Here is a 13144-nt window from a genome sequence, read left to right on the forward strand (position 1 = left end):
ACCGTGCCGAGCCGGCTACGGCCGGTGTGCTCGCCCGGACCAAGCCGGCGCGAAGCATCGAGGCGAGTCGTCCCAGCCGTCTCATGGCGCCACCGCCTCCTTGTCGCGGTCCGGCTGCACGGCCTCGTGGCTGAGCACGTCGAGGATTCCCTCGTCGATGAGCCGCTGCTGCTCGGCCTCCGACAGCGTCTGGATGCTGCCGAGCCGGGCCGCGACCTCCGGGCGGGTCTTACGCAGGTACCAGTACCAGAGCAGACCGACGAACAGCAGCCCGAAGAAGACGAACGGCAATATGTTGAACGGGAATTCGGGCACCGGATAGAAGTTGGAAAAGATCACGTAGCCGATCCCCAGCGTGGCGGCGACCGATACGACCAATCGAGTCGTGTTCAGCGCCTTGATCTTTCGCAGCCAGATCGGGGTGGCGATGACAACCAGCAGGTAGCTCACCAGGAAGCCCCAGTTTGCGACGTAGCCACCGTAGACGTCGAATACCAGCCGGCCCACCGAGCTGAAGGTGGCTGTCACCGAGAACACCAACGCCAGTCCGCCAACCAGCACGATGCCCACCCAGGGGGTCTTGTGCTTGGCGTGCACTCTGGTCAGCGCCTTCGGCAGCGCTCCTTCGTGCGCCAGGGTGAACAATGAGCGGGCGGCCGCGGTGGTGACCGCGGTGACGAACACGATGAATGCGATGGCCACTGCCGCACTGACCAGGTAGTTGACCCACGGCACCCCGGTCACGTCGGCCAGCTGTGGCAGCACCGCCTTGTCACCGTCGATGTCACCGAAGTGCAGGATCTGCGGGTAGGTAGCGAAGATGTAGAGCACACCGATCAGCAGCACGACCCGCAGCAGGGACCGGGCGATGTTCTGATGCGCGTTCTTGGCTTCCGCGCCCAGCGAGGCGACACTCTCGAAGCCCGCATAGGAGCCGACCGCGGTGACCGCGGCGATGAAGGTCGTGCTCGACCCCAGGTGTGCCAGGTTGAACTGCTCGGTGTCGATGTGGAACCCGTAGCTGATGTAGGAGGCAACGATGATCACCAGGATCGAGGCGATCGCCAGCACCTCGAAGGCCAGCTCGTATTTGGCGGCGATCGCGACACCGCGGAACGGGAGATACGTCGCTGCGGCCACCACCGCGATTACCAGCAGCAGGCGGAACCACGTTGCCTGCGTGCCCAATCCGAGGGATTCCAGGAATGAGTCGAGGTACAGTACGCCGCCGAGGGTGCCGGTGATCGCGAAGCCGATGTAGCCGAGCAGCAGGCTGAAGCCCGCCGCATAGGCGAAGCCCGGTCCCAGACCGTTACCGGTGTAAGTGCCCAGCGAGCCCGACGACACGGTCCGCTTGGCCTGAAAGCTGATCGTCGTCGCGATCAGGATGGTCAGCGCCAATCCCACGAGGACCGCCCAGGAGGCACCCTTGCCGGCAGCGACGAACAGCGAGTACGGGACGACGGCCACGGCAACGCTCGGCGCCGCCGCTGCCAGGCCCTGGGCAAAAACGCCCCACGGCCCCAATGCTTCTCGCTCCAGGCCGGTCGAATCCGCCGACGTCAATGAGCGGCCACCGAGGCCGAGTTGTGGTGTGGACATATTGGGACCTTCCTGCCCGCGTGCACCAGCAAGACCATGCATTCGCTTGGCGCACAGGGATTTAACGTGTGTATCGGATACGGTGCCGGAAACTTGCGTCCGGCGTCAGTTATCGGATCGCGGAGATTCTTTTCCGCGGAGCCGCACCGGGGTGCTCGTCGGGCAGCAGCGCCGAGCCGGTGGGAAACAGCCGCTGCCGAAGAGTGCCCGCCTGCTCGGTGCCGGCCAGCCCGCGGCGCCGCAACTCGGGAATGAGATGATCGACGACGTCGGCGAAGCTGCCTGGCGTCACGTGATAGGCGATGTTGAAGCCGTCGATGCCGGTGCGCTCAGCGAAGTCGGTCAGACCGTCGGCAACGGTCGCAGCATCACCGATGAACAGCGGGCCGCCGAAACCACCGAGCCGACCGACGTAGTCGCGCAGGGTGATCCGCCGCCGAAGCCCATCGGAGTCGTCCACGGTGGCCAGGATGGATTGTGAGGCCTCGGTCTCGAACTGCTCGATCGGACGGTCCACACCGTAGGTGGACCAGTCCACACCGCTCAGCGCGGACAGCAGCACCAGGCCGCCTTCCAGATCGGTGTAGCGCGACAATTCGTCCGCCTTGGCTTGCGCGGCGCGCTGCGTGCTGTCGACGACGATCTCGACCGAGCTCAGGAACCGCACCGAGTCCGGGCTGCGTCCGTGCTCGACCGCCCGGCGGCGCACATCGTCCACCCGGGCCCGCACGACGGTGGGCCGTGGGTCCGATACGAACACGATCTCGGCGTTGCGGGCCGCGAATTCCCGGCCAGAGGTCGATGATCCGGCCTGGAAAAGAACCGGTGTCCGCTGAGGCGACGGCTCTACCAGATGCGCGCCCGGCACACTGAAATACCGGCCCTCGTGGCCGATCGGGTGCACCTTGGTCGCATCGGTGAACACCCCGGCCGCGCGGTCGCGCACCACGGCGCCGTCCTCCCAGGAGCCCTCCCACAGCTTGTAGGTGACGTCGAGGAATTCCTGGGCGATGGCGTAGCGCTCGTCGTGCGGGATCTGGCGCTGCCGGCCGATGATGTTGCGGGCAGCGCTGTCCAGTAGCGAGGTGACGATGTTCCAGCCGATCCGCCCGCCGGTGAGATGGTCGAGCGTGCTGAACTTCCGGGCCAGCAGGTAGGGACTCTCGTAGGTGGTGGAAACCGTGATCCCGAAGCCCAGCCGCCGGGTCGCGGCAGCCATCGCCGACACGGCGAGCAACGGGTCGGTCACCGGGGTCTGCACGCCGTGGGTGAGGGCGGCATCCGCGCTGCCGCCGAACACGTCGAGCTGGCCGACCGCGTCGGCGATGAACAGCAGGTCAAATCCACCCTCGTCGAGCAGTCGCGCCAGGTCGACCCAATACCGCAGGCTGGTGTACTGCGCGGTGCGGTCCTCGGGATGGCGCCACAGGCCGAAGTTGCCGTGCGACACCGTCGACATCGAGAACGCCGACAGGATGAACGGTGACCGGGTCATGCCGACAGCTCCTGACGTTGCGGGACCGGCAGTCCGAGATGCGCCCGCAGCGTCGCGCCGGTGTACTCGTGGCGAAACAGCCCGCGCTTGCGAAGGACCGGGACCACCTGCTCGACGAAATCGGTGAGCTGTCCGGGCAGCCCGGAGTCGGTCAACACGAAACCGTCGGCCGCGTTCGATTCGAACCACGCCTCGATCTCGTCGGCGATCTGTTCGGGTGTGCCGATGACCTGGGCACCCCAGCCATTGATGGTGCGGTACAGGAACTCCCGCACCGTCGGGTTGCCGTCCCGGGCCAACGCTCGGTAACCCGCCAGCGCGGTCTGGTGTGTTTCGGTGTTGTCGGGAAACGCCGAATCGGGCACCGGACCATCCAGATCGGCACCGACCACGTCGACATCCACCTCGAGCAGCCAGCCGGCCTGGTACTCGGGACTGAAGTATTCGAACGCCGATCGCTCGATCCGGCGAACCTCATCCTCAGTCGAGCCGACGAGGAACCGCAGCGACGGGGTGATCAGTGGCGCCGGGCGCTCGGCCCGAGCGGCCTCGGCGTGGACCTGGCGGTAGAACTCCTGCGCGCGGGCGATGGTGCCCTGCCCGGTGAAGATGACTTCGGCGTGCCGCGCGGCAAACTGCGTTCCCCGCGGGGAGGATCCCGCCTGGAAGATCACCGGCCGGCCCTGCGCCGACCGGGCCGCGCCGATCGGTCCGGCGACATCGAAGTACGTGCCGTGGTGGTTGGCGACCTGAATCGCATTGATGTCGTTGAAGATTCCCCTTACACGATCCTCAATGATGGTGTCTGGGCCCCAGCCGTCCCACAACTTCTTCACCAACTCGATCGCCTCGTCGGCGATCTCGTAGCGGATATCGTGCTCGATCACTCCCCTGTCGCTGAAGTTGGCCGCCGCCGCGGCGGCGAAGCTGGTGACCAGGTTCCACCCGGCCCGGCCGCCGCTGAGGTGGTCAAGCGACAACAGCTGCCGGGCAAGGTGATACGGATGTGCCAGGGTCGCCGAGCCGGTGACGACCAAGCCGATGTGGTCGGTCACCGACGACAGCGCCGCCGTCGCCGTCAGCGGTTCGAAGTCCTCAGTTGTCTTGTACGGCCACGTTTCCGGTGGGCCGAAGTTGAGACCGTCGGAGAAGAACAGCGCGTCGAAGGTTCCCTTCTCCGCGATCCGGGCACGCTCGATCAGCCGCCGGCGCACGGCCGCGGTGCTGTTGTCGATGTCCGGGTGTCGCCACGGACCCGCAGAGCGGGTGCTGCCGAAAGCCAGGAGGTGCACTTCACGGGCCACCCAGGCAGCCTAGGACCGGTCCGCCCCCGCACACACCGATTAAACCCGCGCCGAATTGAATTGCCGCCCAGGGGGAAGCAGGAAGACTACTTCTTCTTGGCCGCGTTCTTCATCATGTCCGACGCGATCACCCTTGCCTCATCGGCAATCGAGTCGCTACACGCCCACGCTTCGATGACCACGTTGGACGCCGTGGTGAGCGCGTGCTGGCACCCCCATCCGCCGGCGTTGCGCTGGGTGGAAACCTGGGTCAGGATGTCGCCGCCCGCATCAGGCTGGTCGATCTTCCAGGTGGAGTGGACGTCGGAGTTGTCGATGTCGATCGAGGTGCCGCCGCACTTCTGCCAGATGGTGCGGGACTTGTCGACGAACGCATTCGCCTTCTCGGTCGACGGGAAGAGCACCGCGATCTGTTCGACCCAGTGAGCATTGTCGCCGGAGGGCTCCTGGAGCACTTCATCGCGTAGAGCGGACCAACCACTGCCCTGGTAGACCAACTGTTCGGCGCCATAGATCGCGCCGAGGCAGTCGACATCCGAGACCCCGTCGGAGTTGTCGCTCATGTTCTGCGAGGACGCGGTCACCCGGATCCCGGTGGCACCCATGACCCCGTTCACCTCGCCTGCCGTGAGCAGCACCCGGTCGAGGTCGGATTCGGTGAGTATGGGGACGCCAGAAGAGGCAGGGCTCGCGGGCTCCCCGCGCAATGCCGTGCCGCCCACAGTGGACACACATCCCGATAACGTCGCGCCGACCAGTACGGCGGTGCAGAACACGGACGCGCAGCTCACGGTCGACATTGTCCCCCGGCATGCCCGTCCCGGGGGCTCAACGGCGGATCATCGACCGTGAGTGATCTTCTCCAGCATGGTCCTGGCCAGGCCGGCAGCGCGGCCCATGGCGCGCCGCTGGCCGCCGGTGACGGCGGCGTCCACGTCGACGACGCAGTCGGCGGCCAGCCCGATGGCCCGCTCGGTGGGGAAGGTGGCGTCCCCTTGGTTGTCGGAGTTGATCACCGTCGCCGACAACACGGGACCATCGACTCTCACGTCGGTGATCTTCTGGCGCATTTCGGCGCCTGCCGGGCCGGGTAGTGCCGAGCGCACCGTCTTGCCTTCGCACGCCTTCCATTGGCTGACGAAAGCACCGAACATTCGTTGCGCTTCGGTATCGGACGCGAATTGGACAACACCGGCATCCATGCTGGAAACGGTCTGGCCGCCGCCAAAGTTCGAGAATTCCTGCCAGGCGGCCCGGCGCACATCACCCACCTCGTACACCACGCGCATGAATGGCGTGGCGGGTCCCAGACATTCGATGGGGTTGGCGGCGGCGTCGTCGCGAATTCCGTTGGGCAGGACGTCGATCCCTCCGACAGTGGGAGATTCACTGTCGGACAACTGGTTTCCCGCTGCTCGACTGGCCTCTGCACCAGTGGGCAACACCTCGGTGAGATCGCGCAGTACAACGTTCTGGTCTGGCCGCGCCGCGGAGCCGTCGACCGTGCTGGAACAACTCGCCAGCACAGCGATGGCCATCACGGCACCGGCAATCGATCGCCCCCGAACGACAGCGTGGTCGCGTGTGATGAAGCCCCCTATTTCTTGGCCTTGTCGCCGGCCTTGTCGCTGCCGGCGTCGGTGGACAGCGCGGCGACGAAGGCTTCCTGGGGTACGTCGACCCGCCCGATCGTCTTCATCCGCTTCTTGCCCTCTTTCTGCTTCTCCAGCAGCTTCCGCTTACGGGTGATGTCGCCGCCGTAGCACTTCGCGAGCACGTCCTTGCGAATGGCCCGGATGTTCTCGCGGGCAATGATTTTCGACCCGATCGCGGCCTGTACCGGCACCTCGAACTGCTGGCGCGGGATCAGCTCCTTGAGCTTGGTGGTCATCTTGTTGCCATAAGCCTGCGCGGAATCCTTGTGCACGATCGCACTGAACGCGTCAACGGCCTCGCCCTGCAACAGGATGTCCACCTTGACCAGTGCGGCCTCCTGCTCGCCGGCCTCCTCGTAATCCAGGCTGGCATAACCCCGCGTGCGTGACTTCAGCGAATCGAAGAAGTCGAAGATGATCTCGCCCAGCGGCATCGTGTAGCGCAGCTCGACGCGTTCCGGCGAAAGGTAGTCCATCCCACCGAGTTCGCCGCGCCGGGACTGGCACAGCTCCATGATCGTGCCGATGAACTCGCTTGGCGAGATGATCGTGGTCTTCACCACCGGCTCGTAGACCTCGCGCACCTTGCCCTCGGGCCAGTCCGACGGGTTGGTCACGATCAATTCGGTCCCGTCATCCTTGATCACCCGGTACACGACGTTGGGCGAGGTGGAGATCAGGTCCAGGTCGAACTCGCGCTCGAGCCGTTCGCGGGTGATCTCCATGTGCAGCAGGCCGAGGAAGCCGCACCGGAACCCGAATCCCAGCGCCACCGATGTCTCCGGCTCGTAGGTCAGCGCCGCGTCATTGAGCTGCAGCTTGTCCAGTGCCTCACGCAGATTCGGGTAGTCGGAACCGTCGACCGGATACAGCCCGGAGTACACCATCGGCTTGGGTTCGCGATAGCCGGTCAGCGCCTCGGTGGCGCCGTGCCGGGCGGTGGTCACAGTGTCACCGACCTTCGACTGGCGCACATCCTTGACACCGGTGATGAGATAGCCAACCTCACCGACGCCAAGGCCGTCACTGGGTTTGGGCTCGGGCGAGACGATGCCGACTTCGAGAAGTTCGTGGGTGGCGCCGGTGGACATCATCTTGATCCGCTCGCGCGGAGTGAGCCTGCCGTCCACCACGCGGACGTACGTCACGACGCCGCGATAGATGTCGTAGACCGAATCGAAGATCATCGCCCGCGCGGGAGCGTCGGCTTCCCCGACCGGCGCCGGGATCAGCCGGACCACCTCGTCGAGCAACTCGGACACACCCTCACCGGTCTTGCCGGAAACCCGGAGCACGTCGCCCGGCTCGCAGCCGATGATGTGGGCGATCTCGGCGGCGTAGCGCTCCGGGTCGGCGGCGGGCAGGTCGATCTTGTTGAGCACGGGGATGATCGTCAGGTCCCGGTCCAGCGCGAGGTAGAGGTTGGCCAGCGTCTGCGCCTCGATGCCCTGGGCGGCATCCACCAGCAACACCGCCCCCTCGCAGGCCTCGAGCGCACGCGACACCTCGTAGGTGAAATCAACATGGCCAGGCGTGTCAATTAAATGCAGGACGTAATCGGTGTCCCCGACTTTCCACGGCAGGCGCACGTTCTGGGCCTTGATCGTGATGCCGCGTTCACGCTCGATATCCATCCGATCGAGGTACTGGGCACGCATGTCGCGGTCGGCGACCACACCGGTGATGCCGAGCATCCGGTCGGCCAGCGTGGACTTCCCATGATCGATGTGAGCGATGATGCAGAAGTTCCGAATCTGCGCCGGCGCAGTGAAAGTCTTGTCGGCGAAGCTGCTGATGGGAATCTCCTGGTCGGGTCGTGCTTCGAGGGGGCCCTCGGGTTTCTCCAGGGTATCGACTGGGGCCCTCCGGGACACAATCGCGCGCCACGGGCCGGTCGCGTTCCGCCTATGCTGTCGAGAATGGCGTCGCAGTGGAGGACGTTCCAGAGGATCGCAGAGCACCTCGTGTTCAACGAGGCGCCCAAGTTCATTCGGCAGCTGCCGATACCGCAGGCCGTGCCGCGGACCATCCAGCAGGGCCTCAGATTGGGCATCGAAGTGCTGGCAGCCAGCACCGTCGCCCCCGATCAGCCCGCCGCGATCACCGCAGGCCGGCCGGTGACCAACAACAGCGTCCCCACCGCGCACCGCGCCCGCCGGCTGGTCTATGCGCCCGATCTCGACGGTCGTGCCGACCCCGGCGAGGTGGTCTGGACCTGGGTGGTCTACGAGGATGACCCCACCAGGGGCAAGGACCGCCCGGTGCTGGTGGTCGGCCGGGACCGACGCACGCTGCTGGGCCTGATGCTGTCCAGCCAGGACCACCACGCAGGAGACCGGAACTGGATCGCGATCGGCACGGGCGGCTGGGATTACGACGGCCGCCCCAGCTGGGTGCGGCTGGACCGCGTGCTCGACGTTCCCGAGGAGGGCATCCGTCGCGAGGGCGCGATCCTGGACCGCCCGACGTTCGAGCTCGTCGCAGCCCGGCTGCGCGCCGAATACTCCTGGAGCTAGCCGCCGCCGTGGCGCCGATGCGGGCGGAGTGTGCGGAGCCCGAGGAGAAGCGCGGCTAACCGCCTTGGGTGATGTAGGCCTGCAGTTGCTGCTGCTCGGCCTGCAGCTGTTCCATCCGGTTCTTCACCACGTCGCCGATGCTGACGATGCCGGCCAGCTTCCCGCCCTGCATCACCGGCACGTGCCGGACGCGGTTGTTCGTCATCAGGGCGCTCAGATCGTCGATTGGGTCGTCGGGTGAGCACGTCACCAGGACCTTGCTCATGATGTCCGCGACGGGACTGCGAAGCAGGTCAGGGCCGTGGTCGTGCAGTTTGCGCACGACATCGCGCTCCGAGACGATGCCCACCACGCCGCCGTCGGGGCCGACCACGACCATCGCGCCGATGTTGTGGATGACCAGCTCGGCCAACAGGCCGGTGACCGTGGTGGTCTCGGTGACCGTGGCCACCGTCGCTCCCTTGCCGCGAAGGATGTCGGCGATACGCATCGCCACCTCCTTGTGATGGATGTCACACCAGGCTAAAGCTTATTTCACCGGCGGGGAAGCAAACCGCAACGGTTGCGTTGGGACAGAACAGGCCGAGACGAAAGGTATGGAATGGGCACGCTGCCGAAGACGGAGTTGGGCGACGGTTTGACGGTCAGCGCGATCGGGTTCGGCGGGATGGCGCTGACCCCGGTGTACGGCGCGGTCGACGACGCGGAATCGCTGGCGACGCTGAACCACTGCCTGGACGTCGGCATGACGTTCATCGATACCGCCAACGTCTACGGCGGCGGCGCCAACGAGCGGCTGATCGGCCAGGTGCTGGCTGACCGCCGCGATGAGGTCACGCTGGCGACGAAGTTCGGGATCGACGGCGACCCGACGACCGGCAAGCTCAGGGCCCGCGGCGACGCCGAGTACGTGCAGCGCTGCGTCGACGAGAGCCTGGGCCGGCTCGGCACCGACGTGATCGACCTCTATTACATGCATCGGCGCGACGTCTCGCTGCCGATCGAGGAGACTGTCGGGGCCATGGCCGAATTGGTCGCCGCAGGCAAGGTGCGCCATCTGGGGCTGTCGGAGGTGACTGCCGACGAGTTGCGTGCTGCGACGGCCGTGCACCCGATCGCCGCGGTGCAGAGTGAATGGTCGATCTGGAGCCGTGATGTCGAACGCAACGTGGTGCCGGCCGCCGCCGAGCTGGGCGTCGGCTTCGTGCCCTATTCGCCGCTCGGTCGCGGATTCCTCACCGGCACGATCCGGTCGGCCGCCGATCTCAAGGGGGCCGGCGACTTCCGTAGCCGCATCCCCCGCTTCGCCGACGAAGCGCTGGACGCCAATCTCGCTGTCGTGCACGTAGTTTCCTCGATCGCCGAGGAGGTGGGCGCGACGCCGGCTCAGGTGGCGCTGGCGTGGTTGCGGCAGCGCGCCGAGGCCCTCGGCGTGGCGTCGGTGCCGATCCCGGGCACCCGGCGCGCCGCGCGCGTCGACGAGAACGCCGCGTCGTTGTCGGTGCAGCTCAATCCCGATCAGGTGATCGCGCTGGAGACCGCCGGCGCGAGCGTGTCGGGTCACCGGTCGATCGATCCGAACTGGGTGTCCTCGGCACGGGAGTGAGCCCGGCCGATCGAGATTCCGGCGGCGACTGGCTCACCTGCAAGGCAATCGCGGCGTCGTCGAATTGGGCGGCCTGTGCGGTGATCCGGCCGATGTCGCCGGGCCGTTTGAGCAGACCGCGAACCGCGATGACCGCAACCTGTTCGCCGACCTTGATCGCCTCGGCGACGCGGTCGGAAGAGTCGGTGTGTAGGCGGGTGCGCTTCTGGGCGCCTTCGTCGAAGTTCAACAGCAATCCGGCCGTTTCGTCCCGGTCGCAGTCGATGAACTTTCCCTCGGCGATCGCCGCGCCGATGAGATCGGACACCCAGTCCCTGAGCCGCTCATAGTCGGTCCAGAACTGGTGGAAATCGGCGCGCTGGTCGTGGGCGATGCGCTGAATCTCATTGAAATCGATCGGTGACAGCGCCAGTTGAATGGTGTCGAACCGCAGCAGCCGGTAGAGCTTGACCGCCGGCGGCCCCGAACCGGCACCGACCTCGGCGATGAACTTCAGCGGTGCGCGGTTCACCAGCAGCGTCTCCCCCAGCAGCTGTTCCTTGCTGCGGAACCAGTAGTACAGCGACGACTGCTGCAGCCCGGCCGCACGCGCGATGTCGCTCATTGTGGTTTGCGCATAACCTTTTTCGGAGAACAGCCGCGTCGCGGCGTTGACGATGCCGGTGCGCGGCGGTAACTTCACCGCCGACTCGGCATCGTTGCGGGGGCGTCCGATCACTGTCTCCTCATCCCAGTGGTGGATCCTCACTGTGCGCGCGTTCGACCACGTTACGCGCGGCGGCCACGACGTCGGCCCACAGCTGCAGGCCGACCACCTTCGATGCGCGCGACGGGTACCCGGTCACCCCGTTCGTGGAGACCTGGTGGACGGGATAGCGGAACACCGTACCCGCGGTGCGGTCGGGATCGTCGGCCTCATGCATCGCATCGATGTCCACCAGCTCGGGCCGGACCGCCAGCATCAGTGACGTTTCCGCGGCGTTGGCGTGCCAGTCGTCGGCGTCCTCGGTGGCGCGTCGGGCGATGTCGGGGGTCAGGTCCCACCACTGCATCGCCCCGATCCGCCGGTCGGGGTGCCGCCTGCGAAACCGGTCGCAGGCCAACCACAATGGCGCGTTGTTGCCGACGTGGCCGTTGACGAACATGATGCGGCGCACGCCGGAGTCCACGCACGCCTCGGCGACGCGAACTGCCGCCGCCGCCGTGTCCTCCCCGTCGAACGCGACGGTGCCGGGCAACGTCGTCCCGTGAAAGAAGCTGGCGCCGAACGCGAGTGCGGGCAAGACCAGGGCGAGGTCGGCGGCCGCCGCCTCCGCCACGGCGGTGGCCATGATCGTGTCGGTGCCGACCGGCAGGTGTGGGCCGTGCTGCTCGGTGGCGCCGACCGGAATCAGGGCCACAGTGTCGGGATCGGTGGCCAGCCGCTGGGCGATCTGCACCGAGCTGAGGTCTTCCCAGCGCTGGCTCATCAGAAGAACCGCAAGTAGCGCTCGGACTCCCACGACGAGACGTGAGCGTTGTACGACTCCCACTCGAGCTTCTTCTCCGCGATGAACGACTCGCACATCGTCGCGCCGAAGACGCTGCGCACCAGCGGGTCTGCCTCGATCGCTTCGATGGCCTCGCCGAGTGAACGGGGCAGCCAGGTGATACCGCGCTCGATCAGGTCCGGTTCGGAGAGCCGGTAGAGGTTGTCGCGGTTGGGCTCACCCGGGTCGAGCCCCTCCCGGATCCCTTCCAGTCCGGCAGCCAGCATCAGGGCGGCGCCCAGGTAGGGATTGTTGGCGCTGTCAGCGGCGCGGCATTCGACCCGGCCGCCGCCCCGAGGGATCCGCAGCATGTTGGTTCGGTTGTTGTCCCCGTAGCAGGCGAAGATCGGCGCCCACGTCAGTCCGGACATGCTCCCCTGCTTGACGAGTCGCTTGTAACTGTTGACCGTCGGCGCGATCACCGCACAGATCGCCGGTGCATGGCGCAGCACACCGGCGATGAACTGGTAACCCAGGTTGGAGAGCCCGCATCCACGCGGGTCGTCGTCGGCGGCGAAGAGGTTGGTCCCGTCGGTGCCGGCCAACGACATGTTGTAGTGCGCCCCGCTACCCGTGCGATCGGCGAACGGCTTGGGCATCCACGACGCGAACAACCCGTGTTTGCGGGCGATCTCCCCGACCATCATCCGGAAGAAGACGAACCGGTCAGCCATCGACACCGCGTTGGTGTAAGTGAAGTCCGTCTCGAACTGACCGTTGCCGTCCTCGTGGTCGAAAGAGTAGACGTCCCAACCGAGTTCGTTCATGGCCGAGACGATGTCGTCGACAACGCCGAAGTTGTGCAGCATGCCGCGCAGGTCGTAGCAGGGTTTGTCGAGGTTGTCGTCGGAACTGGCCGGCTCCGGGACCCCGGTCTGGTCCGACAGCAGGAAGAACTCGGTCTCGATCCCGAGGTTGAAGGTGTAACCCAAGGCAGCCGCCTCGGCGGTCACCCGCTTGAGGATCTGCCGGCTACACGGCTCGAACGGATTGTCGCCGATGAAGAGGTCGCCGGGAAACCAGGCGATCTCGCGGTTGAACGGCATGACGATCACGCCGTCGAGGTCCGGGTGGGGTGCGACCTCGTCGTCGTTGACGTCCTGCGGCACTCCGTCCAGCGCGGCCCCGGTGAACATCTCCGATCCATTCGCCGCCTGCGCCAAGTGGGCCAGCGGGACCATCTTGGCCTTCGGCTTACCGTGCATGTCGACGAAGCTGATCGCCGCGTAGCGGACACCCGCCGCCGCCAGCCTTTCGGTGACTTCGCGGACGTCGGTGCTCGGTGCCTGCCCGTTGAGCGTGGTGGTCATCTGTTCCCTTTCAGCCGATCGACGCCACGCTAGCCACGCTCTGTAACCAGGCCGTTTCCGATCAGTAAATGACCTATTGAAAACTCTCGTATGTAGATGCCGATGAACACCGAAGATAGCGGCGGAT

12 protein-coding genes are annotated in these 13144 nt (G+C 66.2%); 2 read left to right on the forward strand and 10 right to left on the reverse strand.

Annotation, left to right across the window (positions count from 1 at the left end):
• Positions 1-81: 81 nt before the first annotated feature.
• The 6 genes from AB431_RS20030 to lepA form a co-directional block, all read right to left on the reverse strand.
• Positions 82-1602, reverse strand: a complete 1521-nt coding sequence (locus AB431_RS20030) for an APC family permease (protein ID WP_047331404.1) — start codon at positions 1600-1602, stop codon at positions 82-84.
• Between the two features lie 109 nt (positions 1603-1711).
• Positions 1712-3097, reverse strand: coding sequence for an LLM class flavin-dependent oxidoreductase (locus AB431_RS20035; RefSeq protein WP_047331405.1), 1386 nt, complete (start codon positions 3095-3097; stop codon positions 1712-1714).
• Positions 3094-4401 (reverse strand): NtaA/DmoA family FMN-dependent monooxygenase, encoded by a 1308-nt coding sequence (locus AB431_RS20040; protein ID WP_047331406.1) that lies wholly within the window; start codon positions 4399-4401, stop codon positions 3094-3096. The genes AB431_RS20035 and AB431_RS20040 overlap by 4 nt, the downstream gene beginning before the upstream one ends.
• 86 nt (positions 4402-4487) lie before the next feature.
• The gene (locus AB431_RS20045) at positions 4488-5201 is read right to left on the reverse strand and encodes a sensor domain-containing protein (RefSeq protein WP_047331407.1); all 714 of its coding nucleotides are present in this window, start codon (positions 5199-5201) and stop codon (positions 4488-4490) included.
• Positions 5202-5240: 39 nt separating this feature from the next.
• Complete coding sequence (locus AB431_RS20050; protein ID WP_047331408.1) at positions 5241-5939, reverse strand: sensor domain-containing protein; 699 nt, start codon at positions 5937-5939, stop codon at positions 5241-5243.
• 59 nt (positions 5940-5998) lie between these two features.
• Complete coding sequence (gene lepA / locus AB431_RS20055) at positions 5999-7987, reverse strand: translation elongation factor 4 (protein WP_369803076.1); 1989 nt, start codon at positions 7985-7987, stop codon at positions 5999-6001.
• On the opposite strand from lepA, the gene AB431_RS20060 reads away from it, so the two are divergent.
• Positions 7976-8572 carry a type II toxin-antitoxin system PemK/MazF family toxin gene (locus AB431_RS20060; protein WP_144418315.1) on the forward strand — a complete coding sequence of 199 codons (597 nt, stop codon included), beginning with the start codon at positions 7976-7978 and terminating at the stop codon, positions 8570-8572. The genes lepA and AB431_RS20060 overlap by 12 nt on opposite strands.
• A gap of 55 nt (positions 8573-8627) precedes the next feature.
• On the opposite strand, the gene AB431_RS20065 is transcribed toward AB431_RS20060, so the two are convergent.
• Complete coding sequence (locus AB431_RS20065; protein ID WP_047333623.1) at positions 8628-9062, reverse strand: CBS domain-containing protein; 435 nt, start codon at positions 9060-9062, stop codon at positions 8628-8630.
• Between the two features lie 111 nt (positions 9063-9173).
• On the opposite strand from AB431_RS20065, the gene AB431_RS20070 reads away from it, so the two are divergent.
• Positions 9174-10178 carry an aldo/keto reductase gene (locus AB431_RS20070; protein WP_047331410.1) on the forward strand — a complete coding sequence of 335 codons (1005 nt, stop codon included), beginning with the start codon at positions 9174-9176 and terminating at the stop codon, positions 10176-10178.
• Here AB431_RS20070 and AB431_RS30085 read toward each other — a convergent pair.
• The 3 genes from AB431_RS30085 to glnT are packed head-to-tail and all read right to left on the reverse strand — an operon-like array spanning position 10081 to position 13017.
• Entirely contained in the window at positions 10081-10896 is an 816-nt protein-coding gene (locus tag AB431_RS30085) for a TetR/AcrR family transcriptional regulator (protein ID WP_235435712.1), read from the reverse strand. The two genes, AB431_RS20070 and AB431_RS30085, sit on opposite strands and share 98 nt — an antisense overlap.
• A 7-nt stretch (positions 10897-10903) precedes the next feature.
• Positions 10904-11647 carry a creatininase family protein gene (locus AB431_RS20080; protein WP_047331412.1) on the reverse strand — a complete coding sequence of 248 codons (744 nt, stop codon included), beginning with the start codon at positions 11645-11647 and terminating at the stop codon, positions 10904-10906.
• Entirely contained in the window at positions 11647-13017 is a 1371-nt protein-coding gene (gene glnT, locus AB431_RS20085; protein ID WP_047331413.1) for a type III glutamate--ammonia ligase, read from the reverse strand. The genes AB431_RS20080 and glnT overlap by 1 nt, the downstream gene beginning before the upstream one ends.
• Between the last annotated feature and the right edge of the window lie 127 nt (positions 13018-13144).

It is taken from the genome of Mycobacterium sp. EPa45 (assembly GCF_001021385.1).
In the GTDB taxonomy this organism is placed as follows: Bacteria; Actinomycetota; Actinomycetes; order Mycobacteriales; family Mycobacteriaceae; genus Mycobacterium.